Consider the following 24,993-nt stretch of genomic DNA (forward strand, 5'->3'; position numbering starts at 1 on the left):
AAAAATGTGTAAAACAAATTAAAAGGAGTGGAGAAAATGGCGAAAAAAACGATTATGTTAGTATGCTCTGCGGGGATGAGTACAAGTTTGCTAGTTACGAAAATGCAAAAAGCTGCAGAAGAAAAAGGAATGGAGGCAGATATTTTTGCTGTTTCAGCTTCAGATGCTGATAATAATCTTGAAGCAAAAAATGTCGATGTCTTACTTTTAGGACCTCAAGTCCGGTTTATGAAAGCTCAATTTGAGCAAAAATTAGCACCGAAAGGGATTCCGCTAGATGTAATCAATATGCAAGATTACGGCATGATGAATGGTGCGAAAGTACTAGAACAAGCCGAAAATTTGATGCAATAAATCTATAGGAAATGGAGGAAAAAATGTGGAAGATCAACAAAATCTCGAAGCCATCATGGGACTCATCATGTTTGGTGGTAATGCCAAGAGCGATGCAATGGAAGCGATTTCTGCGGCTAAAAAAGGTAATTTCGAGTTAGCGGATCAAAAAATAATGGATGCAAAGGAATCATTAGTCCAAGCCCATCATTCACAGACGCAAATGTTGACACAAGAAGCACAAGGAAACCATGTTCAGGTCACGTTATTGACCGTACACAGTCAAGACCATTTAATGACGTCGATTGCTTTTACTGATTTAGCAGAAGAACTTATTGAACTTTACCGAAGAATCAATGTCGAATAAAGACAGATGAACGAAAATAGAACCTTCTTTTTTGAACGGAAGAAGAAAAAATTTTGAACGGATTTTTTTAATTTGGTATGAGGAAGCAATTCTTTATATAAAAAACTTATAGGAGGATATAAAAATGAACGGATTAACAAGTTGGATGGAGAAATACATCCTTCCGGTTGCCGCAAAAATTGGCGCGCAGAAACATTTAGTTGCTTTGCGTGACGCTTTTATCGGTACTTTACCTGCAACAATGGCGGGATCAGTCGCTGTAATGATCAATGCAATTATTCGAGATTTACCACAGCAATTTAATAGTACGTATGCAGATAGTTTAGCAGCGGACAAAGGAATTTTTGCAGTATTAAATGTTATTATTGGAATTAATGGATTTGTATGGAATGGAACTTTAGCAATTGCCGGCTTGATTTTTGCCTTTTCTTGGGGATACAATCTTGCGAGAGCTTATGGGGTCAATGACCTAGCCGGAGGGATCGTTGGTCTGGCAACTTTGATCCAAGGAATTTCTTTTGGTCCTTCATTGTCAGCCGCTTTGAACGTGAATGTTCCGCAAAATATCGTTGATGCCATCAATGGAACAGAATTAGGGGCAACGATCGCGGATGGAAATTTATCTGTTGGTCTTTGGGGTTGGCTAAAACTTGATCATTTAAATGGAAACTCTTATTTCACAGTCATGATTATGGGTGCTATTTCTGTCATTATTTTCTGTAAATTAATGTTAGCCAACATTACGATCAAAATGCCAGATTCTGTACCACCAGCAGTATCGAAGGCTTTTGCCGCAATTCTGCCAGCAACGATCGCTTTATATGTCATTGCTATTATTAATTATATCGTTGGTCGTATCGCTGATGGACAATTGATCATTGATTTAGTTCAAAAATATATCGCTGAACCTTTCTTGGGATTATCTCAAGGGATCGGTGCTGTATTGATCGTTACGGTCTTTGTTCAGATCTTCTGGTTCTTTGGTATTCATGGACCAAACGTATTAGCTCCAGTTTTAGAAGGAATTTGGGGTCAAGCACAATTGATCAATATCGATATTTTCCAAAAAGGTTACAATGGAAAAACAGGAACACCTGCAGTCTTAGATGCAATTGAAGATGGTAAGGCTTATATGTGGGTTCGTGGATCCTTTGATGCCTTCGCTTGGTTCGGGGGTTCTGGTGGTACGATCGTTCTATTGATTGCTATTTTACTCCTTTCTAAACGTGCTGATTATTTAACAGTTGCTAAATTGTCGATCGGACCTGGTATTTTCAACATCAATGAACCAGTTATGTTTGGTTTGCCGATTGTATTGAACGCTATCATGTTCATCCCATTTTTATTAGCACCTGTTGTTGCAACAGCTATAGGTTGGGGAGCAACTTACTTTGGTTTGGTCGCCCCAGTATCGCAACAAGTCACATGGGTTGTTCCACCATTCTTACTCTCGTTCCTAGCTACCGGAGCAGACTGGCGTGCGCCAATCGTGACATTAGTATGTATGGTTGTTACTTTCTTGATCTGGGCACCGTTCGTTATCTCAGCGAATAAGATGGATCCAGCAGCAGGCGAACAATAAAAATCAATGAGCAGAAGCATTTTTTGCTTCTGCTCTCTAAACAATAATCTAGGAGGAACTAAAATGATTTCAATCGCAAGTGCCATGCAACAAGATGCTATCAAAGAGTTATTAGAAGGTTACAATGAAGATGGCTTTTCATATACATTTAAAGAAAAACAAGGGATCAAATTGTTTTTTGAGACGAGCGCACAAGATAAAGAAGCAGCAGCACAAAAAGCAAAAGCATTAATCAAAGCACAACCATGGGGCACTGTTTTATATTTTCAAGCAACAGCAGTTTAACTGGTTGTAAGATAGGAAGGGTTCAAAATGATGAAAAACGGCTTATTTTTATGTAGTATTGGTTCACTGATCGTATTGTATTGTTTAAATCCTAGTTCGCAAAACTATGATTTGTATAGTATGGCTACAGGACTATTTCTGGCAGGTTTAGGTATACATTTCTTTTTAAAAGGGAAAAAAAGAGAAGAAGCAAAGGGGAAAAATAGCTAATGGAAATCGTTAAAACTTTAAATATTCCAGCATCCTTTTTCTATGATAAAGTGATGGACTCTGTCCTTTTTGATGTACGTAAAGCGACTGGAAAATCGGTTACTCGTAAACAACTTAAAAACCTTGAATACGTCAAACAATTCTCACAAAATAGCCGCGCTCGCATCAAGATCGAGGAAGTTATTGAAAATCAGTCGTATAAATTTCGAACATCTACCACAAAAAATGATTATGTCGTCCATTATCAAATCAAAGCGTTAGATGATAAAACCTGCGAAGTACGTTATACGGAACAAATGCAATCATATGGGATGCTACAAAAATTGAATGATATGATTTTAGGAACGATGTTGATGTATTTTAAAAAACGTCGCTTCAAAAAAATGTTAGTAATGATCGAAGAAACTTACTAGTAAAAAACTAATTGTGGCAAGAAGCAGTTGATTCAGCTAAATAGTGATTTATTGAAATAACATTTTTATTTTGATAAAGTGACTATGGTTGGATCACTGAACTTGACACAATTTTTTATTGTTTTTGATGGAAGGGGTAACAAAAATGGCAAATGAAGTAAAAGAACTTGGTGTTGCTTATCAAGAAGCGATGTTTGAACTAGCAACCTATGCATTTAATGCGCAGGATACACCTGCAAGACGTGAACGATTCAAACTGATCGTTGAAAATTCATGGAATTATGGTTTTTTTGACGAGGAAGAGCAACTCACTAGCCAAGTAATGGCGACGCCTTTTTCTGTTGAATTTTATGGGCAACAGTATTTAATGGCAGGAATCGGTTATGTAGCATCTTATCCTGAAGCTAGGGGACAAGGCGGGATCAATCAAATCATGGAAAAAATCTTAAAAGATTGCCGTGAAAGAAAAGTAAGTCTTTCTTATCTTGCTCCATTTTCTTACCCATTTTATCGTCGCTACGGTTATGAGCAATTGTTTGATAAAATCAATTATCAATTGGATAGTCGAGATGTACCGAACGTGAAAAAGACGGCTGGCAAAATGAAACGAGTGACTTTTGAACAAGCAAAAGAAGTCATAGAAATGATTTATAAACAAATGCCAGCAAATCAACGTGGTGGATTAAGTAGAGAAGACTGGTGGTATACTTATAAGTTTAAGCAAAAGACAGATAATCATTATGCGCTGTATTACGATGAATCTGGTCAAGCAGCGGGATATGTGGTTTACCAGTTAACGGCACCAACATTTGTAGTAGTGGAATGGGGCTATTTGAGTCATGAAGCCTTTCAAGGATTAGTGAGGTTTGTTAGTTCCCATAGTGGGGCGTTTGCTTCTTTTGACTATGCTTGTGGTTATTCAGGTAGTGATCAAAATTATTTGCTTAAAAATCCTTTTGCACAAATGACGATCACGCCATATATGATGGGCAGAATTGTTGATCTTGAGTTGTTTTTGAAAGACTATCCTTTCAAAAAACAAGCGCTCACTTTTGCTTTAGAAGTAACAGATGATCCTTACGCACAGTGGAATGAAGGGATCTTTGAGATCACTGTATCAAATGCAGAGGTGAAAATTGAAAAAGTAACAGAAACAAAATTACCAACCATCAGTGGCACCATTCAACGCATGACTCAATTATTAATGGGGTATCGTCAGATGGAAGAACTTGTTTTTTACAATCACATCCAATTGTCAACTGAAGCTCTATTAGAAATGGCGCCATGCTTTCCAAGTCAGCAACCTATTCTAAATGATTATTTTTAAAATGAACGTAAAATGTTTGTTGCTCAACGCATATAACGCCCTCCAAGGTTTTCGACGAATTCTTGGAGGGCGTTATCGTATAAAAAGCTATTTTGAAATTTTTTCGATATCATTCTGAAAATCAGATTGCTTTTTTGCCACTGATTTATCTCATTTCTCTACAGCAAATCTTCTTTTTTAGTAAACTTGAATTTGCGACTTTCTTTTTTCTGAGGTTTTTCATCTTCATGCTGTTTAATGGCTTCTTTTGATAGTTGTTCTCGTTCTTGTTTAGAAGCATCAAAGCGTTCAGCATATACTTCTTCTTTTGGTTTGTCTTTCATAAATAAAACCTCCCTCATCACTTGTTGGATAATTCTATTTTATCACTCGTCAAAAGCTAGTGGAAACGTTTTGCTTAGGAAGAAAAATGATTTTTCTAAGAGAAGCTTGCATGTGCTTCTTAAACAAGCTAAAATAATATTATTGAGAACTTGTTCCTGTAGCTCAGTAGGATAGAGCAATCGCCTCCTAAGCGATAGGTCGCTGGTTCAATTCCAGTCAGGAACGTTAAAAACCTGTAACCGTTGTGGTTCAGGTTTTTTTGTTTGTGTGGGACCAAGATAGTTTTCTACGCTACATTCGATTTTTCTGGTGAATGAAAGACAGCTTTTCTAAATTTTTTTGATAAAGGAAAAGTAAACATACAAATAAGCAATAATAACTGGCTCAAAGTGATGATAGTTAAGCAAACTGTTTGGTATTTGACCAGTAAATAAAAATGGATGCCTAATTCGATAATATTAATCAAGATAAGGTACAAGTAGTATTGTTTCTTTATTTTACATTGATAAATACAGTAGAAACTGAACCGATAATCTAAACAAACCAAAAATAGTAAAATGAATTTGTGAATAGTCGTGAGCATATCATGTTGGTTAGCTAAACGATGAAAAAATAATAATACAGTCGGCAGAGGGATATAAAGTGTTAATAGTAAGACAAAAAAATAAACAATAAAAGGCATACTATCTCTCCATCATTTTTTCTAATTTTTAATAATGAATGTTGTTTTTGTCAATCTTATCAAAAAACAGAAAATGTATTAATAGAATTTCGTGATAGATAGTATAAATAATTTTTATAAAAAACTTGAACAACAGGATCAAAAAATCGCTTATTCGACCATCTTTCAGTGATCAGCAGGGAAAAGTGTTGTCTGTAATAGAAATAATCATCACAAAAAAGAGAAGAAGTCTGTAGTACCCCAAAAAGTTAGACCAAAAATCTAACTTTTGGAGGTCGTTTAAGATTTCTCCTCTTTTTTTGTATCGTTTTATCAGATTAAGCCCAGTCACCATTTCTAAATACTGGAACAGTAGAACCGTCTTCACGGATACCGTCAATATTCATTTGGTCAGAACCAACCATAAAATCAACATGGGTTTGACTACGGTTAAGACCAGCTTGCACAAGTTCTTCATCGGTCATTTCAGTACCACCTTCGACACTAAAGGCATACGCAGATCCTAGAGCTAAGTGATTCGACGCGTTTTCGTCAAATAACGTATTGTAAAAGATAATACCCGATTGAGAAATTGGCGAAGGATCGGGAACGAGCGCTACTTCTCCTAATGAGCGTGCGCCTTCATCAGTGTTGAGCAAGGTTTCCAATACTTCTTGACCTTGTTCAGCAGAAAAATCAATGACTTTTCCAGCTTCAAAAGTAAACTTCATCCCTGAGATGATCGTACCTGCATAGCTCAATGGTTTTGTACTAGAGATATAACCATCGATCCGTCGGTAATCAGGTGCAGTAAACACTTCTTCAGTAGGCATATTTGCCATGAATTTTTCTCCACGGGAGTTGTAACTTCCTGCGCCTTCCCAAAGATGATTTTTTGGTAGGCCAATGACGATATCTGTGCCAGGGGCAGTATAGTGTAGGGCAGTAAACTGTTCTTGATTTAATTCAGCAGCTTTTTTCGCTAATTTTTCATCATGTTCTTTCCAAGCCTGTACAGGATCTTCTTCGTAAATACGAGTTGTTTTAAAAATTTGATCCCATAACGCATCCAGTTGTTCTTCTTCTGGTAAATCTGGGAAAACTTTAGCTGCCCATTGTTTACCAGCCGCAGCGACTACAGTCCAGCTTACTTTATTTGCTTGGGTCGCTTTTCTTAGATTCATCATTGCTTTGCCAGCGGCAGTTTGATACGTAGCGATTCGTTTTCCATCTACGCCACCAAAAGCATCTGGATCGGCAGATACAACACTGATTCGGCTAGCGCCTTTAGCGATCCAATCATCAGTCTGATCAATTTTATATTGTGGAACAGTTTCAAGGCGGTCTTGTGCAGCGTAAGAAAGAAATTCTTTTTGGATCACGTCGTCCGTCCATTGTACGATCACTTCAGCTGCACCTAAACGATAGGCTTCTTTGGTGATCAAGCGAGCTAATGGGGCTTGATCGACGTTGATTTGTAAAACAACTGTATGGTCTTTTTCGACGTTTACGCCGGTTTCAACAATTAATCGTGCATATTTTTCGAGGTTCTCATTAAAATTTTCTAACATAATCCATTTCCTCCTAATGTTTCATCCAATAGCTATTTGTATGATAACATTTAATTCTTTTAGAGACAATCTGCCAGAATCGTAAAATAAAAAAATGGATGTTCTTCTAAATGATGTCTAGAATTTATAAAATTGATTGTTTTTAAAGTAATTTTTTAAAAATAAAAAAACAAGTTGTGCATAACAAAATAATCATGTTACAATTAAATTAATCAATGGTGGAAGCGTTATAAATAATTTCAAGGAGATTAAAAAATTATGGCAAGAAAAAAGACGATCACAAAAGATCAGATTTTGGCAGCCGCTTTTGAAGTGGCTACCACAGAAGGATTTTCAAAATTTACGGCAAGGAATATTGCAAATAAAATGAATTGTTCGACTCAACCGATTTATCTTGAGTTCAAAAACATGGATGATCTGAAGCAAGCCTTATTTGCTCAGATTTACGAGTACTTGAAGCATGAAGTGTTCCCAGTTGTACATACAGGAAATACCATTATCGATTTAGCTGTAAACTATATTGATTTTGCCAATCGAGAGAAAAAATTATACAGTTCTCTGTACTTAGAAGAATATGGTGGGGGAAGGGAGATGCAAAACTTCTCTTATAATTATTTTGTCGAGACGGTCAAGAAAGATCCAGAGTATGCTGATCTATCTGCGGAACAAATTGAGTCTTTGCATAACACAATTTGGATCATCGCTACAGGATTAGCGGCACTGATGTCTTCAAGTATCATTCATCCGACCAAGGAACAAATTGAAAAAATGATCCAAGATAGCATCAATGCGACGCTAAATACGAAAGAAACGATCCAAGTGAATTAAACAAACTACTTGAAGTATTTCTCGAAAGTCTTTCTCAAACATACACATTGATTTTTTGAAATTAAAAAAGCTTCTAAAAACATGATAAAAAGAACGTGTGACGCTAACTCTCTCCAGCATCACACGTTTTTTTTATCAAATAATTGAAGTTTTGCCAAAAGTTCTCAGCTGTGAGCTGACTGCTTTGGCCTATAATTTTGAAACAAGCGCCTTAGCAAATGCTTCGAGTTTTTCGATGTCTTCTTCTTCAGCGTTTAAATCAACTTTAACATTTTCTGTTCCTTTGACTGCTCCTGTTTTCGCAAAGGCAGCATCGAAGTCATCTACGGACTTACAAAATTCATCATAAAAAGTGTCTCCAGAACCACAAACGCCATAGATTTTTCCAGACAAGTCAAGTTCTTGTAAATCTTCATATAAGTCTACGATCTCATCTGGTAAGTCACCATCATCGTATGTATAAGTTGCGACGACACAAATATCTGCATCCTCAAATTCATCTGCATCCACTTGAGTACATTCATTGATTTCAACATCAATATCTAAATTTTCAAAAGCTTCTGCTACGATATCAGCAATTTCTTCTGTATTGCCAGTCATACTTGCGTAAACGATTTTTGCTAAAGCCATGGGTTGCCTCCTACTTATTGATATATGATCCTCTAACATTTACAGATTATACCAAAACCTTTACTAAAAGAAAACAAGTCATGTGAAGAGAATCTGATTTGGCGAACGACCGGACACTATGGTAAAATGAGGAAGATTTGTAAAAAGGAGACGAAAATATGATTACATTGAAATCAGCACGAGAAATTGAAACAATGGCTGAGTCTGGCGCGTTGTTAGCGGATGTACATAAAAATCTGCGAGATTTTATCAAACCAGGCGTGACGAGTTGGGATATTGAAGTTTTTGTTCGTAACTATATTGAAAGCCATGGTGGGATTGCGGCTCAAATTGGATTTGAAGGCTATGAGTATGCGACTTGTATTAGCATCAATGACGAAATTTGTCATGGATTTCCACGTAAAAAACCGCTGAAAAATGGCGATTTAGTGAAAGTGGATATGTGTATCGATTTAAAAGGCGGCATATCTGATTCTTGTTGGGCTTATGTAGTGGGAGAGTCAACACCGGAAATTGACCGCTTGATGGAAGTGACAAAAAAAGCTTTGTATCTGGGAATCGAACAAGCGCAAGTTGGGAACCGAATTGGCGACATTGGTCATGCTATCCAAACTTATGTTGAAAGTGAAAACTTAGCGGTTGTCCGGGACTTTATTGGTCATGGTGTGGGTCCAACGATCCATGAAGAACCTGCTGTCCCTCATTATGGTGAAGCAGGAAAAGGTCTACGGTTAAAAGAAGGGATGGTTATTACCATTGAGCCAATGGTTAATACTGGAACTTGGAAAATGAAAATGGATCCAAATGGCTGGACTGCTTATACAAGAGATGGTGGCTTGTCTTGCCAATATGAACATACACTGGCAATTACGAAAGATGGACCAAGAATCTTAACTTCTCAAGGTGAAGAAGGTACGTATTGAGAAGCTAGATCAATAAGGAGAATTTGATGAAATTATTAGGGAAAATAAAGCAAAATGAGAATTTAATGCGTTTTATTGCAACAACAAAAAAACGGATCACTGATTCAGAAATGGGTACCACGTCAGTTGTTGTGGCGTATTATTTATTATTGTCTTTATTTCCCCTAATTATTGCGTTTGGTAATATTTTGCCATTTCTAAAGATCGATCAAGAGACAGTATTGACTTATGTGCGGCAAATCATCCCTGAGACGGTCTATCAGTTTATCGGTCCTGCAATTCGAAATTTGTTAACGCAAAGTTCCGGTGGCTTGTTGTCGTTATCTGCTTTAGCTGCTTTGTGGTCTGCCAGTCAAAGTATCAACGCTTTACAAATTGCCATGAATAAGGCTTATGGTGTAGAAAATAGAAAGAATTTTTTGATCGTCCGTTTCTTTTCATTAGTAGTGATTTTGCTTTTCATGATTGCGATTAGTGGCGTAACGATTTTTTTAGGACTGGGTCAAATGATACTTGAAGCGCTCCAACCGATTTTTAATTTTTCTGGCAATGTGATCATCCAGTTCCAAACTTTGAAATGGCCGATTACCTTAGTTGTCTTATTTATCATTATGTTTTTGATTTATGTGATAGTACCGAATGCGCAATTAAAACTAAAAGCAGTAATTCCGGGAACGATTTTTGCTACTGTCGGTTGGATGTTGCTATCTCAGGTGTTTGGAATCTACGCAAAATACTTTGCAACAAGAGTCAGTGGATACCAAATCATCGGGAGTTTCATCGTCTTGATGCTATGGCTCAATTTTGCTGCTACAATCATTATATTTGGCGGAATCATCAATGCTGTTGTGCAAGAATACATAACAGGTAACGAAATCAAGAAAAGACGAGTTTCTACAAATAAATGGTGGATTCGTTTCAAAAATAAATTTTCTCATAAAAAAAAATAGAACTGCGAGTTTTTATTGCTTGAGTGTTTTATAATAATTCTAGACTCTTAATTAAAGTAGGTGCCAATATGCTTGTTTCATTTAGTATGGTTGTCAAATTTTTTTTAACAATCTTGTTATCTTTAGTACTAACGCCCATATTTAAAATTATTTCTGTCCAAACCGGAATGGTGGATAAACCGAATGCGCGACGTATTAATGAAATACCTATGCCTTCAGCTGGGGGACTACCCATTTTTATTTCATTTGTCGTATCCACCTTATTGTTTTTTCGTGACATCATTCCCAAATTTTATATCATTCCTATTTTACTAGCTTCCTTAGTGATCATTCTAACGGGAGTACTGGATGATAAATACGAGTTGACGCCTAAACAAAAGTCCGTCGGGATCTTATTAGCAGCGTTGATCGTCTATTTTGTGGCAGATATTCACATTGATTCAGTAACATTGCCCTTTTTTGGTTATATCGAATTGGGTTGGCTGAGTTTTCCTGTGACCATTTTTTGGATTTTCGGTATCACTAATGCAATTAATTTGATTGATGGATTAGACGGCTTGGCAACCGGAATCTCGTTGATCGGGTTGATTACAATTGGTATTATCGGATATTTTTTCCTACATGCTTCTACAGTATACATACCAATCGTCATATTCTGTTTAGTGGCAAGCATTATTGGCTTTTTTCCTTATAATTTTTATCCTGCCAAAATTTACTTAGGAGACACTGGGGCGTTGTTCTTAGGATTTATGATGGCTGTTCTTTCTCTACAAGGTCTGAAGAATGTAACATTTGTTTCTTCTATCTCATTATTGATTGTGATGGGCGTTCCAGTAACAGATACATTTTTTGCGATTATTCGCAGAAAAGCGAACCGTGTCTCTTTTTCTACAGCAGATAAAAAACACCTACATCATCGATTATTGAGTCTAGGTTTTACGCATAAAGGAGCAGTTTTGACCATTTATGCTATGGCATTGATGTTTTCATTTACTGCCATGATCATGAACTATACTGGGCGTCTCGGTTCGATTGTTTTGATCGTTTCGATGCTATTTGCGGCTATTTTATTGTTTGAGTTGATTGGATTGATCAACGAGAAGCATCAGTACATTCTTAAAACTTTACGTTTTTTAGGCAATAAAGAATATCGAACACAAGTCATACAGAAATATAAAAGGAAATGGACTAGACACTAATGAAAATAAATCAAAAACAACCGATTTTAATTAGCATCGTAACGGCTAATAGTCAAAAGATTTTTCAAACGTTAGATACGCTTCTAGCCAGCATAAATGACCAAGCCATGGTTGAGATCTTGATTTTCGATAATGCTTCGTCGATTGACTACCAAGAACAATTGAAAGAATATCTAAAGTATCCGTTTGTCAAAATCTATTTTAATCAGGAAAATAAAGGATTTGGTTATGGACATAACCATAATTTATTAACGAGTGACTTTTCTTATGCTGTGATCTTTAACCCAGATATTCTGGTGGATCAGCAGACAGTCGTTGATTTGGTCAAACTTTTGCAGGAACATCCAGAATGTGCCATGTTAGCACCTAAAATATTGAATGAAGATGGTACGACACAACATTTGATTCGCCAAAAATTAGATGTATTCGATTATGTATTGCGGTTTATTCCGGCTCGTTTTGTCAAGCAGTTGTTTGCTCAACGTTTAGCAAAATTCGAATGCCATGATTTGTCAGAAACAACCAATAGCTACGTGCGTATGATCTCTGGTAGTTTTATGGTCGTTGATGTCAATAAATTTAAAAAAGTCAACGGGTTTGATAATCGCTATTTTATGTATTTTGAAGATAATGATCTTTGCTTAACTTTTGAAAAAGCAGGAGAAAAACTCCTTTATACGCCGTTATATACGATTGTTCATTTATATGGAAAAGGCGCTCATCGCAATTTTAAACTTTTTCGTATCTTTTTACAGTCAATGGTGAAATTTTTCAATAAGTGGGGGTGGACTTTCTTTTGACCATACCCAAAATAGTAGTCGTTATCGTATTATACCAGCAGCGTTTTAGTCAATCGCCTTCTTTTGATCTGCTCATGAAAGCTGTCAAAGAGAAGAAGATTCAACTGGTTGTTTATGATAATAGTCCCGTTAAGCAATTGGAGCCATTATTAGAACAAGACAAAGATATAAGCTACTATCATGATCCATCAAATCCTGGTCTAGCTACGGCTTATAATTATGCGTTGAATCATGCGCAGCAGAATATTCGCTATTTCGTTACACTCGATCATGATAGTCAATTGACTGCAACGTATTTTGATACGCTATTAACGATTGATTGGACAGATGAATTGGTTGCAGCAGTTCCGTTGGTTTATGCTGGAAGCAACCAAATATCGCCTGTTTTTGCGGATCGCTATATCAATCGTCAAGTTGAAAAGGTTGAGCGATCACAGCTCAGTCAAAGACGAATCATGGCGATTAATTCGGGTGCTGTTTTTTCTATCAAATTTTTAAAGGAAATTGGCGGTTTTAATTTAGATTTTCCCCTTGATTTCTTGGATCATTGGCTTTTTTGGACGATCTATCAGTTCAAAAAGACGGTTTTTATCTTACCTGAAAAAATGGAACATGATCTTTCAGTTCTTGATTATCAGAAAGTTTCTGTTACAAGGTATCAGTCGATACTGAAAGCTGAAAAAACTTTTTATCAAAATTATGATAAAGAAATGTTACCGCGTCATCGAAAACAATTATTGTTACGTACAGTAAAACAATTTTTAACAGTCAGAAATCGTAAAATATGGCGTTTGACATTACAATCATTTACTGAAAACTGAAGGGTGTGAATTTGTGCGATCAGTTTGTATGGCTACCTTTAATGGTGGCAGATATTTAAGAGAACAATTGGATAGTATTTTAAACCAACTGACACTTGAGGATGAATTGATTATTTCAGATGATGGATCGACAGATGAAACTTGTCAAATTATAAAGGAATACACGCAACTAGACAATCGAATCAAATTTGTTGAAGGACCAAGGAAAGGTGTCATTGCCAACTTCAACCATGCCATTCAACAATCTAAAGGCGACATCATTTTTTTAGCAGACCAAGATGATGTATGGCTACCTAATAAGGTGGCTAAGATCACCGCATATTTTGAAGAAAATCCGCAACAATTAGTAGTAGTGAGTGATCTAGTGATTGTGGATGGTCAACTCAATGAGATACACGCGTCGTATTTTTCCTATCGGCATTCCCGAACAGGCTGGCTCAATAATTTGATTCGGAGTAATTATATCGGTGCCGGCATGGCTTTTCGATCTTCATTAAAGAAAAAAATAGTACCGATTCCTTCTGAAGTACCAATGCATGATATGTGGATTGGAATGTTAGGTGGAACTCGTGTTGGGTTTATTAGAGAAACATTGACACTTTATCGTAGACATGATTTTAATGTGAGTGAAATCAAAACAAACACTAAACTAACCCAAAAAATTACCTGGCGGTTGTATCTGATCAAGGCGCTTGTGAAGAGAAAATGGTTTGGAATTAATAAAAGATAGTTAAATCGTTAATAATTCCATGACAAATAACAAGTTTGATGAGATAATAACAAGGTGAATTTTAAATTGAAAAGGAGAATTTATACTCATGAAGGGAATCATTCTTGCTGGGGGAAGTGGTACACGCTTATACCCTCTAACTAAGGCAACTTCAAAACAGTTGATGCCAGTCTACGATAAACCAATGATCTACTATCCAATGTCTACACTAATGCTAGCGGGTATCAAAGAAATCCTGATTATCTCTACTCCTCAAGATACACCAAGATTTAAAGAACTGTTTGGTAATGGGGCAGAGTTAGGATTACAAATTGAGTATGCAGTGCAAGAAAGTCCAGATGGGCTAGCACAGGCTTTTATTATCGGTGAAGAATTTATCGGTGATGATAGTGTGTGCTTAGTTTTAGGAGATAACATCTATTACGGTGGTGGCTTATCTAAAATGCTTCAACGCGCTGCTTCTAAAGATACTGGAGCAACAGTGTTTGGTTACCACGTTAATGATCCAGAACGTTTTGGTGTTGTAGAATTTGATGAAAAGATGCGGGCTCTGTCAATCGAAGAAAAACCTGCGCTACCAAAATCAAATTATGCAGTAACAGGGTTATATTTTTATGATAATGATGTTATTTCGATTGCGAAAAACATCAAACCTTCTGAACGTGGTGAATTAGAGATCACTGATGTAAACAAAGTCTATCTAGAAAAAGGAAAACTATCTGTTGAATTGATGGGTAGAGGTTTTGCTTGGTTAGACACTGGCACGCATGAATCTCTTCTAGAGGCATCCACATTTATTGAAACGATTGAAAAACGTCAAAATCTCAAGGTAGCTTGTTTAGAAGAAATCGCCTACCGAATGGGATATATCACTAAAGAGCAATTACTTGCATTAGCTCAACCGTTGAAAAAAAATCAATATGGTCAATATCTTTTACAGTTGGCCAACAATTAAGGGAGTCTGAAGTAATGAAAGTAACTGATACTAATTTAACAGATGTGAAGATCATTGAAATGGATGTTTTTGGTGATCATCGTGGCTTTTTTACCGAAAGTTATTCCAAAGCAAAATTTGTTGAACATGGTTTAGATTTTGATTTTGTTCAAGATAATCATTCATTATCGGCAGAAGCTGGTGTTATCCGCGGACTGCATTTCCAAAAAGGAGAAGCAGCACAAACGAAATTGATTCGGGTAACTTCTGGTGCTGTTTTAGATGTGATTGTCGATATTCGTAAAGGAAGTCCAACCTATGGTAAATGGGAAGGCTTTATCTTATCTGAACACAACCATCGACAACTTTTGGTGCCTAAAGGTTATGCTCATGGATTTGTGACATTGACACCAAATGTCAATTTTCTTTACAAATGTGATAATTACTACAATGCACAAGCTGATGGTGGGATTGCCTTTGATGATCCAGACTTAGCGATTGATTGGCCTATCGATCTTTCCAAAGCGATTATGTCTGAAAAGGATCAGCATCATCCAACTTTAAAAGAGTTTGAAGCAGAAAATCCATTTGTTTATGGTGAAATTTAGGATTGCAAGGAGAATTTTTATATGAAAAATATCATTGTTACTGGTGGTGCCGGATTTATCGGCTCAAATTTCGTCCACTATGTGGTCAATCATCATCCAGAGGTTCATGTTACGGTGTTAGATAAATTGACTTATGCTGGGAATAAAGAGAACTTAGCAGGGCTACCTAGTGACCGTGTAGAATTGGTCGTTGGTGATGTTGCGGATGCAGAATTAGTGGATCGTTTAGTCAAAGAAGCAGACGCCGTAGTCCACTATGCAGCAGAATCGCATAACGATAATTCGCTAAAAGATCCATTTCCTTTTGTCCAAACCAATATTATTGGTACGTACACCCTGTTAGAAGCTTGTCGTAAATACAATGTTCGTTACCATCATGTATCCACCGATGAAGTGTATGGGGATTTACCTTTACGTGAAGATTTACCAGGTCATGGAGAAGGCGAAGGGGAAAAATTTACAGCTGAAACACCTTATAATCCATCAAGTCCATATTCTTCAACTAAAGCGGGCTCTGATCTATTAGTGAAAGCTTGGGTTCGTTCATTTGGGTTGCAAGCAACGATCTCAAATTGTTCAAACAACTATGGACCATATCAACATATTGAAAAATTTATTCCTCGTCAAGTTACTAATATCTTAAGTGGTATACGTCCAAAACTATATGGTGAAGGAAAAAACGTTCGTGATTGGATCCATACGAATGACCATTCATCTGCGGTTTGGTTGATTTTGACTAAAGGAAAAATCGGTGAAACTTATTTGATCGGTGCCGATGGGGAAGAAGATAACAAAACAGTCATGGAATTGATTTTGGAACTTATGGGACAACCCAAAGATGCTTACGACCATGTCAACGATCGTGCAGGACATGATTTACGTTATGCAATTGATTCGACAAGGTTACGTGAGGAGCTAGGTTGGCAACCTGAATTTACCAACTTCCGTGATGGTTTAGCTGATACAATCAAATGGTATGAAGAACACCAAGATTGGTGGAAGAAAGAAAAAGAAGCTGTGGAAGCAGCCTATGCCAAAAATGGTCAATAAATGATGATAAGCCGGATTTAATGAACTCTCAAAAAATTCGGGTAAAAAAGACACGCATGAAGTTGTAAAACGTGCAGAAAAAAATTAGTATAAAAATAGGAATTGTTTATTGGCAATTGTAAGGGGAGCTGTGACAGATGTTGCAGACCCCTTTTTAAAACAAAAAAGAGGAGAGATCAGAATGTTCTTATTAACCGGAGGAAATGGTCAACTTGGAACGGAATTACGCCATTTATTAGATGAAAAAGGAATGGCTTATGTGTCAACTGATGCTGCTGAGCTGGATATTACTGATGCAGAAAAAACAATGGAGTATATTACAAACTTAAAGCCAGAAATTATTTTTCATTGTGCAGCGTATACAGCCGTTGATAAAGCAGAAGAAGAAGGCAAAGAATTAGATGAGAAGATTAACGTTGATGGAACTAAAAATGTGGCATTGGCTGCAAAAGCAGTGAATGCTAAATTAGTATATATCAGTACGGATTATGTCTTTGATGGCAAAAAGAAAGACCAAGAATACCGCGAAGACGATCCAACTAACCCATTGAATGAGTATGGTCGCACAAAATTACTAGGGGAACAAGCAGTTCAAGAAATTTTAGAAGACTATTATATTATCCGTACTTCATGGGTATTTGGTGTTTATGGACATAATTTTGTCTTTACAATGCAACGTTTAGCCGAAACGCATGATCGTTTAACTATTGTTAATGATCAATATGGTCGCCCAACTTGGACTCGAACACTTGCTGAATTTATGGTATATGTGATTGAAAAACAAGCACCTTATGGCGTATATCAGTTATCCAATGATAATAGCTGTTCATGGTATGAATTTGCCAAAGAAATCTTAAAAGATACGGATGTCGAAGTAGCACCAGTCACTTCAGCAGAGTATCCACAAAAAGCAGTTCGCCCACAATATTCTGTGATGAGTCTAAAGAAAGCAGAAGATCTAGGCTTTGTCATTCCGACATGGCAAGAAGCATTAGCAAAAATGTTGGAAGCAGCTGAAAGTTTGAGATAGCAAACTTGTTTTTCCGTAAAAAAAAGAACAAACTAGAAATTGGAGAATCGCATGGAAAAACAAACAAGACGCGCGCAACGAACAGCCGTTAAGCCTGAGCGCACAGATCATTCTGTTCTTGATGTCTTTCTAAAACTTCGTTACCTCATCGGATTGCTAGTCATTGTAGTTATTGTAACGTTTAATTTGAATGGTAGTTCATTGGGTGTATGGGATAAATATGTATCGCAACGAGATGATGGAAAGAAAACTGATGTCATCTTCGGGCAAAATAGGGAAGTTCGTTCAGATGAATGGCTCGTGCAAACACCTTTTTATCTTTCACAAGCTGAAAATGACTATCCTTTAGTAAATCCCGATTATTCCTTAAATGGACAAAATATGATCATTGCTTATAATTCTCCTGTTAAAGATATCACAGTTATTGGTAAACCATTCAATTGGGGATTCTTTTTCTTGGGAAGAGATCGTGGGCTTTCGTTTTATTGGGCAATGAAATTAGTGGTCATGGTTTTATTGGGGTATGAAGTTTTAATGATTTTGACAAAAAGAAAAAAAGCTTTATCACTCGTAGGCGCCTTTGCCTTAACTTTCTCACCAGCAGTCCAGTGGTGGTTCATGCAACACGTGGGAGATCTGATTTTCTTCACATTAGGACTAATGGTTGCTTTTTATCATTATTTTTACCAACATCAAAAAAAATGGGTACGAGCAATGATGATGAGTTTGATCGTCATATTTGGTCTAGGTTTTATCCTGGTGATTTATCCAGCCCATCAAGTTATGCTTGCTTATTTACTTGTCTTTTATTTTGTTGGGTTATTGCTCTATTATGGGAAGCGAATCACTTGGGATTGGTTTGATGCAGTACTGATCATTGGGGCAATATTATTTATAGGTGGCGTACTGATCCACTTTTGGTTAACCTCTAAAGATGCGTTACTGGCTTCTTTAAATACCTTATATCCAGGAAAACGAGTAAGTACAGGAGGAAAATGGCATTTGGGAGAGTTCTTTTATTTTCTGACAAACTGGAAAATTTCGTTTAAAGATATCAATTTTTCTAATAATTCTGAAGTTGCTCTGTTTTATCATTTCTTCCCGACCGTCTTTTTAGCAAGCCCATTTGTTTTATTTGGTAAAAAAAATAGTGAACAAAAACTGTTTGGACGGATTTTAATGCTCTTTTGTCTGTTTTCAATTTATTGGATTACTTTAGGATTACCAAAATGGCTCGCTGAACTCACTTTATTATCTTACGTGCCACCTTTTAGAGCAATCTTAACCTTTAGTTTTGCAGCTTGCCTCTTAACCATATGGTTTATTGCCTATATTTGGCAAGAAGATGTGATCCCAACATGGTATAAATTTTTCCTATTGTTGGCGAACGCGGGAATCTTTACGTATGCTTTGGTCAATTCCAAAATGACAAAATACTTTACCGAATTAGAGATCACCATGATTGTGATTGTTGGTACGTTAATCCTGGCATTTATTCTGTTCCGACGTTGTCGATTGTTCTATCTTTCGTTTATCGCTTTGATTGTAGCTTCAGGTTTCTTTGTGAACCCAGTTGTAGAAGGAACTGGTGCGATCTTTGAAAAGACTCTGGCAAAAGAGATAAAAGCAATTGATCAGGCAGATCCACAACAAGTATGGTTAACAGAAGATGAGCTGTATAACTTTACACCAACATTAGGCGTAAAAGCTTTTAATTCGGTACGCTTTTATCCAGACATGAAGGCATGGGCTAAAATTGATCCAGATAAAAAATATGAAAAATATTATAATCGATATGCCCACACACGTGCCTTTATTGCTAAAGAAAAAACTTCATTTGTTTTAGATCGTCCAGATATGTTTTCTGTGACCCTCAACTTTAAAGATGCTGAAAAGCTTGGAATCAAATACGTGGTCAGCAAACGCCCGTTAACTGATTATAATCAATTGTACCAAGCACAATTCACTCAACTATACGGTCCTGATAAAGATGGTTATATGATTTTTGAAGTAACCTATCCTGAAAACGATCCATCTACAGCCAATAATGCTGTGAATAATACGGATAACCAAGTAGATGAATGGTCGTATACAGGCGGTTGAGAAAGTAATTATTAGGTATTGAGTAATTGATATGGGAGTGTAAGGAAGTAAATTTCTTTACTGCTTCTTCTGAAATTGCTCAGTACCTATTTTTAGGTTCCATGTTTTTTCTTTTAAAAAGACTGGATGAAGCACTAAAAGTGAGTTTTTTATCAATTAATCTAAAAATAGCATTGCCGTTTGTTTTTAAAAAACAGTATAATAAAACAGTATGAAAGGAGGATGGAGATTATTCAGACGGTTATTGGAAAATTAATAAATAAAATGAGTGTTGGATTACTGATTCTATTTCTTTCTGCTATTTATTTTGTATGGACAGCAGGCCTAGGCAATGCTCAAGCGCTTTTTTTATATGACAACAGTGCGCAATTTGTTACGTTTGGCATTGTCATTTTATTTATTTTAAACGTATATAAAGGACGAAGAGCTGACTTTATTTTTTTAGCAGCGGCAATGCTTATTTATTTTCTGTTTGATCATTTCCGTGAAGTAAGAGCAAGTTCTATGAATGTAGATCTTTTGATCCCGCTAATCATAGTCTTTTGTTTGACGGTTAAATGGATTCAGTTTGATAAGTTAGATCGTTCGATTTTTATTTTAGTATGTTATGTCTTTCTTGGCATTACGTTATACCGCATTTTTACTGAAATAAAAATTCCTGATGGTGAAAGTATTTGGTTGCCTGATAATAAAGTTTCCGATATTTGGATCAACACGAATACGATTGGTAGTACTTTAATGACCCTCTCCTTACTGATCAGTGGGTTTGCCAGTTCATTTGAGCGCTGGTATGTTCGGGTATTCGTTGGATTTCCGAGTGTGATTGCTGGGATTATTGGTATCTGGGTCTGTCAATCAAAAGGTGCTTTAGTTGCGATGATCGTATTTGTTTTACTGGATATTTGGCCAAAACAATTGTTCAAAATAATACGAGCGCCATTTTTAGCCTACATGATTGTCACGATTTTTGCGTTGCCAGTTTCTTACTTAGCAGCTCATTCCGAGCATCTAAATCTCTTTACTGGTCGTGAAGAAATTTGGTTGAAATTCTATGAGACTATTTCAGAAAAAAGCGAACAAGTCTGGGTTGGAATGAAACCGTTCATTTTTCAACGTGGAAATCAATTTTTAGGAAATCACAATAGTTATAATTCATTTTTAAATCTATATGGATTGCTGGGTGTCATCATCGCAGGAGTACTAGTCTTAATCTATGTAGGTCGATTGACCTTAAAAGCAGATTTATCGAATGGACAAGTAACCTTTTTATGGGCATTCTTTGCAGTGATGATCCAATCCTTTATGGAAGATACTTTAACTTCTTTTCCGTGGGTACCTATCATCTATCTGTTATTGGGAATGGCAAGTCATCGCTATGATAATTTAAAAAACGTTGCAAACAAGCGGAAAATAGCGAATCGACAAACGAGGGAAACGACAGACGGCTCTCTATCAAGAGTGGCACGCCGACATTAAATATTTAGATAAGAGCTAGTTGAAACAAGTTATTCTTGGGTCAGCTAGCTTTTTGCTTCATTGCAATTAAATTATTTCTTATGTAAAATAAAAATGTTAGCGTAAAGTTGCTTAATAGAAAATTAAGAAACTAAGAATATCACAGTCCGTGAGTAAAAGTGTGGTAAAATGGCACATGACTGTAATTAACAGAATTTGCTTGGAGGAACACAAATGTTTAAAGATCTGTTTTTATTTATGAAGGATATCTACCAGAATAGAAAGCTCTTGCTTCAGTTTTCAGTGAATGACTTTAAGTCTCGCTATGCGGGCTCTTTTTTGGGAATTTTATGGGCATTCATTAATCCTGTCTTTACCGTATTGATTTATTGGTTGGTCTTTGGTTTTGGATTAAAGGCAGCGATGACAGATGGAAAATATCCTTTTATTGTTTATTTGATTACGGGAATGATCCCATGGTTCTTTTTTTCTGACGCGTTTACATCAACGACGTTAGTTTTCAGAGAATACACTTATTTAGTAAAAAAAGTTGTATTTAATATCCGCATTTTACCAACTACGAAAATTTTATCGAATCTATATGCACATCTTTTCTTTATTTTCGTTGGTTTAGTGGTGGTTATTGGACATGGAATCTATCCAACTTGGATGACGCTCCAACTGATTTATTATTTATTCTGTATGTGTGCTTTTTTAACCGGCTTAACATGGTTGACAGCATCAATTCAACCATTTCTACCAGACATCATGCAATTGATCACGATTGTCCTACAGTTGGTTATGTGGACATTGCCGATCCTTTGGAGTCCAAGTCAGTTCAATCCAGTGATCGTTCAAATCTTAAAACTAAACCCACTTTATTATGTTGTACAAGGATATCGTGAGTCTTTCTTAGGACAAGCTTGGTTCTGGGAACACGGAATGTATACTCTCTATTTCTGGGTATTTACGCTAGCTATCTTCGTTATTGGATCTGCTGTGTTCCGTAGATTGAAACCACATTTTTCAGATGTGCTGTAAGGAGTATGAATATGACTGAATATGCGATTAAATTAAAAAACATTACAAAATCTTATAATATGTACGCAAAACCATCTGACCGTTTTCGTGAAGCATTGAATCCCTTTAAAAAATCTTATCATGACGTTTTTTATGCGTTGAAAAATATCAATGTGGAAATTAAAAAAGGGGAAATGATCGGTTTTGTCGGAGAAAATGGTTCAGGAAAATCCACCATGCTCAAAATCATTACTGGCGTTTTGACGCCCACATCTGGAACAATGGAGATTGAAGGGAAAATATCTGCACTATTAGAACTAGGTTCTGGGTTCAACCCCGAATATTCTGGCTATGACAATATTTATTTGAATGGCATGGTGTTAGGTTTTTCTCGTGAAGAAATCGATGGAATGGTCGGAGACATCATTGAATTTGCTGATATCGGCGAACATATTTACCAACCAGTAAAAACATATTCCAGTGGGATGTTTGTTCGTTTAGCCTTTGCGGTAGCTATCAATGTCAATCCAGATATCTTGATTGTCGATGAGGCTCTAGCTGTAGGGGACCTTGAATTCCAGTTGAAATGTATGGAGAAATTTACTGAAATCAAGAACTCAGGTAAAACGATCTTATTCGTTTCCCATGACATCAGTTCGATCCGCCGTTTTTGTGATCGATCCTATTGGCTAAAAAATGGTGAAGTGGTTGAATATGGGGATACTATGGATGTCACAACGAACTATGAAAACTTTTTAAAGAAAAAATCAGTCAAAACAGTTGATCGAAATAAAAATCAAATGGAACGTTTTGCAGCGCCTGACATCGTTGATGTACTGAGTGCGGAATTATTGGATAAAGAAAAAAATCCTGTTGACGTGCTTGATCAAGGCGAAACACTGTATGTCAAAGTAACCTATGAAGTAAAAGATGATTCGATCAAGAATCCTGTTTTAGGGATTGCCTTACGGACCGTCGATAATTTTTACGTTTGTGGTTTAAATACACTGTTGGATGGCATCAAAATCCCTTGGAAAAAAGGCAAAAATGTTTTCTATTTAGAATATGAAAAACTAGGCCTGCTAGCTGGTGAATATTATTTTGATGTGGCAATTTTTGAAGAAAATGCCACCGTACCTTTAGTTTACAAAACAAAATATATGAACTTATTTGTTAATGGTTCATATATTGGGGAAGGAATCGTGGTCTTAGACCATAAATGGGAAGAAGGTTATCTAGCCGATGAAGTATGATTTTGAAATGGACTTAGATGAACAAAGTAGTGTAGGGAAAATTGCTGCCCAAATTAAACCAGGCAGCAAAGTCTTGGAATTTGGACCGGGAAACGGCCGATTGACCAAACATTTAATCGGAGCCAAAAATTGTCAAGTAAGTATCGTCGAATTAGATAAAGAATTATTCGATTTTGTCAGTGAATTTTCACAAGATGGTTTTTATGGAGATATTGAAAGTTTTGAGTGGGCAAACTATTATGCAGGGCAAACCTTTGATTATATCCTTTTTGCCGATGTTTTAGAACATTTAGTGAACCCAGCTGAAACATTAAAAAAAGTGAGAGAATTTCTCAATGAAGATGGAGAAATTTTAATCACATTTCCGAATTTAGTCCATAATTCTGTGCTGATCCATTTATTCAACAATGAGTTGCCATGGGCTTCTTATGGCTTATTAGATGAAACACATAATTCTTTTTACACACACGAAGGCTTTAAAAAAGTGTTTGAAAAAGCTGGTTTATCTATTAATATTGAGGATTACCTTTACTTAGCTGTCGGAGACACAGAATTAAATTCAACTTATGAAGAATTACCCGAAGCAGTTCGCTATGAGTTCAAAATGCGACCTTTCGGAGAAGTTTATCAATACTTCTTTTCTTTGAAAAAACACACTGAGAATAGTCACATCTCACAACCACAAAATTCGAATTATGTTCGAATGGTGGAAGTGATCCAAAAGACTGCAAACAAAGAAGTCTCCCAAAAATATCCTTTCAACAATTATACGGGAGAAAACCAAACATTGACTTTTCCAATTGCCGGGGATGTCGAATCGGTCATTTTTAAATTTGCTGATCAACCAAGTTTTATCGAATTTAGCGGGGAGTTGGCGGGGAACAAAATTGATTTCATCCAATCTAATGCAGTAATCAAAACACAAAATGATTGCTATTTATTTGATGGTGAAGTAACGCCACAATTTACTCTATTTGATGTCGCAGGTCAAGAATTGACGATCCATTGTCATTATCGGTTTATCGGGGAATTGACACAAACCATGAAAGAACTACTTGAGGCAGTCAAACCTTTAGCGCAGATCGAGCAACGTCTAATGGCACAAATCACTTCGCTGAAAAAAGAAAATGAACAAGTGCGATTGACAAATGAAAAATTAGCTAACGAATTACAGATGACGACTGACCGTTATTGTAAACTGATAACTGAGGAAGAATTCGCAATTAAACCAAGAAACCGCAAGCTTCGATCGAAAGAAACAGCAAAGAAAATTCAAGCAAAGGCGATTTCTCTATGCGTGGATAGCAAGCATTGGGACCCAGAAACGAAAATTTTGACAATCAATGGTTGGGGAATTTCTAACGCACAACGTCAGCCGTTATCCTATAAGTTATCTGTGAACCAAGCACCATTTTTTCAAGCCTTGCAGTTTGAACGGCCAGAAGTAAATGAGGCGGAACAATTGCCAGCGGGAACAAAAGCTGGATTTGAATTGCAAATAAGATGTGAACGAGAAAAATCTTTTTTAATTGAAGCTGTTGCTGAAAATGGCGAATCCTGGTTTATCGAGATATAAGAACGAACTT

At 36.5% G+C, this 24,993-nt stretch carries 27 protein-coding genes and 1 tRNA gene; 24 read left to right on the forward strand and 4 right to left on the reverse strand.

What is annotated here, in order from left to right; all coding sequences use genetic code 11:
• The first annotated feature begins 36 nt into the window (after nucleotides 1–36).
• The 7 genes from IGK21_RS03955 to IGK21_RS03985 all read left to right on the forward strand — a co-directional run bounded on the left by IGK21_RS03955 (nucleotide 37) and on the right by IGK21_RS03985 (nucleotide 4,517).
• The gene (locus IGK21_RS03955) at nucleotides 37–354 is read left to right on the forward strand and encodes a PTS sugar transporter subunit IIB (RefSeq protein WP_010719763.1); all 318 of its coding nucleotides are present in this window, start codon (nucleotides 37–39) and stop codon (nucleotides 352–354) included.
• Between the two features lie 25 nt (nucleotides 355–379).
• A complete protein-coding gene (locus IGK21_RS03960) occupies nucleotides 380–700 on the forward strand; it encodes a PTS lactose/cellobiose transporter subunit IIA (protein WP_010719762.1) in 321 nt (106 codons plus the stop codon).
• Between the two features lie 124 nt (nucleotides 701–824).
• Entirely contained in the window at nucleotides 825–2,282 is a 1,458-nt protein-coding gene (locus IGK21_RS03965) for a PTS sugar transporter subunit IIC (protein ID WP_096709302.1), read from the forward strand.
• 63 nt (nucleotides 2,283–2,345) lie between these two features.
• Complete coding sequence (locus IGK21_RS03970; RefSeq protein WP_010719760.1) at nucleotides 2,346–2,567, forward strand: hypothetical protein; 222 nt, start codon at nucleotides 2,346–2,348, stop codon at nucleotides 2,565–2,567.
• 27 nt (nucleotides 2,568–2,594) lie between these two features.
• The gene (locus tag IGK21_RS03975) at nucleotides 2,595–2,777 is read left to right on the forward strand and encodes a DUF3188 domain-containing protein (protein ID WP_010719759.1); all 183 of its coding nucleotides are present in this window, start codon (nucleotides 2,595–2,597) and stop codon (nucleotides 2,775–2,777) included.
• The gene (locus tag IGK21_RS03980; protein ID WP_010719758.1) at nucleotides 2,777–3,190 is read left to right on the forward strand and encodes a DUF3284 domain-containing protein; all 414 of its coding nucleotides are present in this window, start codon (nucleotides 2,777–2,779) and stop codon (nucleotides 3,188–3,190) included. The genes IGK21_RS03975 and IGK21_RS03980 overlap by 1 nt, the downstream gene beginning before the upstream one ends.
• A 145-nt stretch (nucleotides 3,191–3,335) precedes the next feature.
• Nucleotides 3,336–4,517, forward strand: coding sequence for a GNAT family N-acetyltransferase (locus IGK21_RS03985; protein WP_010719757.1), 1,182 nt, complete (start codon nucleotides 3,336–3,338; stop codon nucleotides 4,515–4,517).
• Nucleotides 4,518–4,675: 158 nt separating this feature from the next.
• Here IGK21_RS03985 and IGK21_RS03990 read toward each other — a convergent pair whose 3' ends face one another.
• Nucleotides 4,676–4,840, reverse strand: a complete 165-nt coding sequence (locus IGK21_RS03990) for a hypothetical protein (RefSeq protein ID WP_010719756.1) — start codon at nucleotides 4,838–4,840, stop codon at nucleotides 4,676–4,678.
• A 152-nt stretch (nucleotides 4,841–4,992) separates the two neighbouring features.
• Between IGK21_RS03990 and IGK21_RS03995 the strand changes: the two genes are divergently transcribed.
• Nucleotides 4,993–5,066, forward strand: a tRNA-Arg gene (locus tag IGK21_RS03995).
• A gap of 61 nt (nucleotides 5,067–5,127) precedes the next feature.
• Here IGK21_RS03995 and IGK21_RS04000 read toward each other — a convergent pair.
• On the reverse strand, nucleotides 5,128–5,523 hold the full coding sequence (locus IGK21_RS04000) for a hypothetical protein (RefSeq protein ID WP_081128588.1): 396 nt from the start codon (nucleotides 5,521–5,523) through the stop codon (nucleotides 5,128–5,130).
• Between the two features lie 317 nt (nucleotides 5,524–5,840).
• Complete coding sequence (locus IGK21_RS04005) at nucleotides 5,841–7,073, reverse strand: aminopeptidase (protein WP_081128590.1); 1,233 nt, start codon at nucleotides 7,071–7,073, stop codon at nucleotides 5,841–5,843.
• A gap of 258 nt (nucleotides 7,074–7,331) precedes the next feature.
• Here IGK21_RS04005 and IGK21_RS04010 point away from each other — a divergent pair, with 258 nt between their 5' ends.
• Nucleotides 7,332–7,901, forward strand: a complete 570-nt coding sequence (locus tag IGK21_RS04010; protein WP_010738183.1) for a TetR/AcrR family transcriptional regulator — start codon at nucleotides 7,332–7,334, stop codon at nucleotides 7,899–7,901.
• Between the two features lie 189 nt (nucleotides 7,902–8,090).
• On the opposite strand, the gene IGK21_RS04015 is transcribed toward IGK21_RS04010, so the two are convergent.
• Nucleotides 8,091–8,531 carry a flavodoxin gene (locus IGK21_RS04015; RefSeq protein WP_010719752.1) on the reverse strand — a complete coding sequence of 147 codons (441 nt, stop codon included), beginning with the start codon at nucleotides 8,529–8,531 and terminating at the stop codon, nucleotides 8,091–8,093.
• A gap of 158 nt (nucleotides 8,532–8,689) precedes the next feature.
• Here IGK21_RS04015 and map point away from each other — a divergent pair, with 158 nt between their 5' ends.
• The 15 genes from map (at nucleotide 8,690) to IGK21_RS04090 (ending at nucleotide 24,983) form a co-directional block, all read left to right on the forward strand.
• Complete coding sequence (gene map / locus IGK21_RS04020; protein ID WP_010719751.1) at nucleotides 8,690–9,454, forward strand: type I methionyl aminopeptidase; 765 nt, start codon at nucleotides 8,690–8,692, stop codon at nucleotides 9,452–9,454.
• A gap of 26 nt (nucleotides 9,455–9,480) precedes the next feature.
• Nucleotides 9,481–10,404, forward strand: a complete 924-nt coding sequence (locus IGK21_RS04025; RefSeq protein WP_010719750.1) for a YihY/virulence factor BrkB family protein — start codon at nucleotides 9,481–9,483, stop codon at nucleotides 10,402–10,404.
• A 68-nt stretch (nucleotides 10,405–10,472) separates the two neighbouring features.
• Nucleotides 10,473–11,603: a glycosyltransferase family 4 protein gene (locus IGK21_RS04030; RefSeq protein ID WP_010719749.1), complete on the forward strand. Its 1,131-nt coding sequence runs from the start codon at nucleotides 10,473–10,475 to the stop codon at nucleotides 11,601–11,603.
• Complete coding sequence (locus IGK21_RS04035) at nucleotides 11,603–12,403, forward strand: glycosyltransferase family 2 protein (RefSeq protein ID WP_096709301.1); 801 nt, start codon at nucleotides 11,603–11,605, stop codon at nucleotides 12,401–12,403. Before IGK21_RS04030 ends, IGK21_RS04035 begins: the two co-directional genes overlap by 1 nt.
• Entirely contained in the window at nucleotides 12,400–13,224 is an 825-nt protein-coding gene (locus IGK21_RS04040) for a glycosyltransferase (protein ID WP_081128592.1), read from the forward strand. The genes IGK21_RS04035 and IGK21_RS04040 overlap by 4 nt, the downstream gene beginning before the upstream one ends.
• 13 nt (nucleotides 13,225–13,237) lie before the next feature.
• Nucleotides 13,238–13,954 carry a glycosyltransferase family 2 protein gene (locus IGK21_RS04045; protein ID WP_181918544.1) on the forward strand — a complete coding sequence of 239 codons (717 nt, stop codon included), beginning with the start codon at nucleotides 13,238–13,240 and terminating at the stop codon, nucleotides 13,952–13,954.
• An 88-nt stretch (nucleotides 13,955–14,042) separates the two neighbouring features.
• Nucleotides 14,043–14,909 carry a glucose-1-phosphate thymidylyltransferase RfbA gene (rfbA, locus tag IGK21_RS04050; protein WP_053766099.1) on the forward strand — a complete coding sequence of 289 codons (867 nt, stop codon included), beginning with the start codon at nucleotides 14,043–14,045 and terminating at the stop codon, nucleotides 14,907–14,909.
• A gap of 14 nt (nucleotides 14,910–14,923) precedes the next feature.
• On the forward strand, nucleotides 14,924–15,496 hold the full coding sequence (gene rfbC / locus IGK21_RS04055) for a dTDP-4-dehydrorhamnose 3,5-epimerase (protein ID WP_010719744.1): 573 nt from the start codon (nucleotides 14,924–14,926) through the stop codon (nucleotides 15,494–15,496).
• A gap of 21 nt (nucleotides 15,497–15,517) precedes the next feature.
• Nucleotides 15,518–16,546, forward strand: coding sequence for a dTDP-glucose 4,6-dehydratase (gene rfbB, locus IGK21_RS04060; RefSeq protein WP_010719743.1), 1,029 nt, complete (start codon nucleotides 15,518–15,520; stop codon nucleotides 16,544–16,546).
• Nucleotides 16,547–16,727: 181 nt separating this feature from the next.
• A complete protein-coding gene (gene rfbD / locus IGK21_RS04065; RefSeq protein ID WP_081128596.1) occupies nucleotides 16,728–17,576 on the forward strand; it encodes a dTDP-4-dehydrorhamnose reductase in 849 nt (282 codons plus the stop codon).
• A 51-nt stretch (nucleotides 17,577–17,627) separates the two neighbouring features.
• Nucleotides 17,628–19,679 carry a DUF7657 domain-containing protein gene (locus IGK21_RS04070; protein WP_181914858.1) on the forward strand — a complete coding sequence of 684 codons (2,052 nt, stop codon included), beginning with the start codon at nucleotides 17,628–17,630 and terminating at the stop codon, nucleotides 19,677–19,679.
• A 222-nt stretch (nucleotides 19,680–19,901) separates the two neighbouring features.
• Complete coding sequence (locus IGK21_RS04075; RefSeq protein WP_181914859.1) at nucleotides 19,902–21,155, forward strand: EpaQ family protein; 1,254 nt, start codon at nucleotides 19,902–19,904, stop codon at nucleotides 21,153–21,155.
• A 213-nt stretch (nucleotides 21,156–21,368) separates the two neighbouring features.
• The gene (locus IGK21_RS04080) at nucleotides 21,369–22,175 is read left to right on the forward strand and encodes an ABC transporter permease (protein WP_010719739.1); all 807 of its coding nucleotides are present in this window, start codon (nucleotides 21,369–21,371) and stop codon (nucleotides 22,173–22,175) included.
• A gap of 11 nt (nucleotides 22,176–22,186) precedes the next feature.
• On the forward strand, nucleotides 22,187–23,407 hold the full coding sequence (locus IGK21_RS04085) for an ABC transporter ATP-binding protein (RefSeq protein WP_010719738.1): 1,221 nt from the start codon (nucleotides 22,187–22,189) through the stop codon (nucleotides 23,405–23,407).
• Entirely contained in the window at nucleotides 23,397–24,983 is a 1,587-nt protein-coding gene (locus IGK21_RS04090) for a class I SAM-dependent methyltransferase (protein WP_010738176.1), read from the forward strand. The genes IGK21_RS04085 and IGK21_RS04090 overlap by 11 nt, the downstream gene beginning before the upstream one ends.
• Nucleotides 24,984–24,993 lie beyond the last annotated feature (10 nt).

Origin of the sequence: Enterococcus sp. DIV1421a (assembly GCF_051711025.1) — a bacterium.
GTDB lineage: Bacteria > Bacillota > Bacilli > Lactobacillales > Enterococcaceae > Enterococcus_B > Enterococcus_B hirae.

Bases quoted from the DNA above. Each gene is read 5' to 3' on its own strand.
- IGK21_RS04015 (WP_010719752.1), bottom strand. From the start codon at position 8,531: ATGGCTTTAGCAAAAATCGTTTACGCAAGTATGACTGGCAATACAGAA.
- IGK21_RS04010 (WP_010738183.1), top strand. From the start codon at position 7,332: ATGGCAAGAAAAAAGACGATCACAAAAGATCAGATTTTGGCAGCCGCT.
- IGK21_RS04005 (WP_081128590.1), bottom strand. From the start codon at position 7,073: ATGTTAGAAAATTTTAATGAGAACCTCGAAAAATATGCACGATTAATT.
- rfbD (WP_081128596.1), top strand. From the start codon at position 16,728: ATGTTCTTATTAACCGGAGGAAATGGTCAACTTGGAACGGAATTACGC.
- IGK21_RS04000 (WP_081128588.1), bottom strand. From the start codon at position 5,523: ATGCCTTTTATTGTTTATTTTTTTGTCTTACTATTAACACTTTATATC.
- IGK21_RS04075 (WP_181914859.1), top strand. From the start codon at position 19,902: ATGGAGATTATTCAGACGGTTATTGGAAAATTAATAAATAAAATGAGT.
- map (WP_010719751.1), top strand. From the start codon at position 8,690: ATGATTACATTGAAATCAGCACGAGAAATTGAAACAATGGCTGAGTCT.
- rfbB (WP_010719743.1), top strand. From the start codon at position 15,518: ATGAAAAATATCATTGTTACTGGTGGTGCCGGATTTATCGGCTCAAAT.
- IGK21_RS03965 (WP_096709302.1), top strand. From the start codon at position 825: ATGAACGGATTAACAAGTTGGATGGAGAAATACATCCTTCCGGTTGCC.
- IGK21_RS03980 (WP_010719758.1), top strand. From the start codon at position 2,777: ATGGAAATCGTTAAAACTTTAAATATTCCAGCATCCTTTTTCTATGAT.
- IGK21_RS04030 (WP_010719749.1), top strand. From the start codon at position 10,473: ATGCTTGTTTCATTTAGTATGGTTGTCAAATTTTTTTTAACAATCTTG.
- IGK21_RS03985 (WP_010719757.1), top strand. From the start codon at position 3,336: ATGGCAAATGAAGTAAAAGAACTTGGTGTTGCTTATCAAGAAGCGATG.
- IGK21_RS04080 (WP_010719739.1), top strand. From the start codon at position 21,369: ATGTTTAAAGATCTGTTTTTATTTATGAAGGATATCTACCAGAATAGA.
- IGK21_RS04025 (WP_010719750.1), top strand. From the start codon at position 9,481: ATGAAATTATTAGGGAAAATAAAGCAAAATGAGAATTTAATGCGTTTT.
- IGK21_RS03990 (WP_010719756.1), bottom strand. From the start codon at position 4,840: ATGAAAGACAAACCAAAAGAAGAAGTATATGCTGAACGCTTTGATGCT.
- IGK21_RS03970 (WP_010719760.1), top strand. From the start codon at position 2,346: ATGATTTCAATCGCAAGTGCCATGCAACAAGATGCTATCAAAGAGTTA.
- rfbC (WP_010719744.1), top strand. From the start codon at position 14,924: ATGAAAGTAACTGATACTAATTTAACAGATGTGAAGATCATTGAAATG.
- rfbA (WP_053766099.1), top strand. From the start codon at position 14,043: ATGAAGGGAATCATTCTTGCTGGGGGAAGTGGTACACGCTTATACCCT.
- IGK21_RS03955 (WP_010719763.1), top strand. From the start codon at position 37: ATGGCGAAAAAAACGATTATGTTAGTATGCTCTGCGGGGATGAGTACA.
- IGK21_RS03975 (WP_010719759.1), top strand. From the start codon at position 2,595: ATGATGAAAAACGGCTTATTTTTATGTAGTATTGGTTCACTGATCGTA.
- IGK21_RS04070 (WP_181914858.1), top strand. From the start codon at position 17,628: ATGGAAAAACAAACAAGACGCGCGCAACGAACAGCCGTTAAGCCTGAG.
- IGK21_RS04035 (WP_096709301.1), top strand. From the start codon at position 11,603: ATGAAAATAAATCAAAAACAACCGATTTTAATTAGCATCGTAACGGCT.
- IGK21_RS04090 (WP_010738176.1), top strand. From the start codon at position 23,397: ATGAAGTATGATTTTGAAATGGACTTAGATGAACAAAGTAGTGTAGGG.
- IGK21_RS04085 (WP_010719738.1), top strand. From the start codon at position 22,187: ATGACTGAATATGCGATTAAATTAAAAAACATTACAAAATCTTATAAT.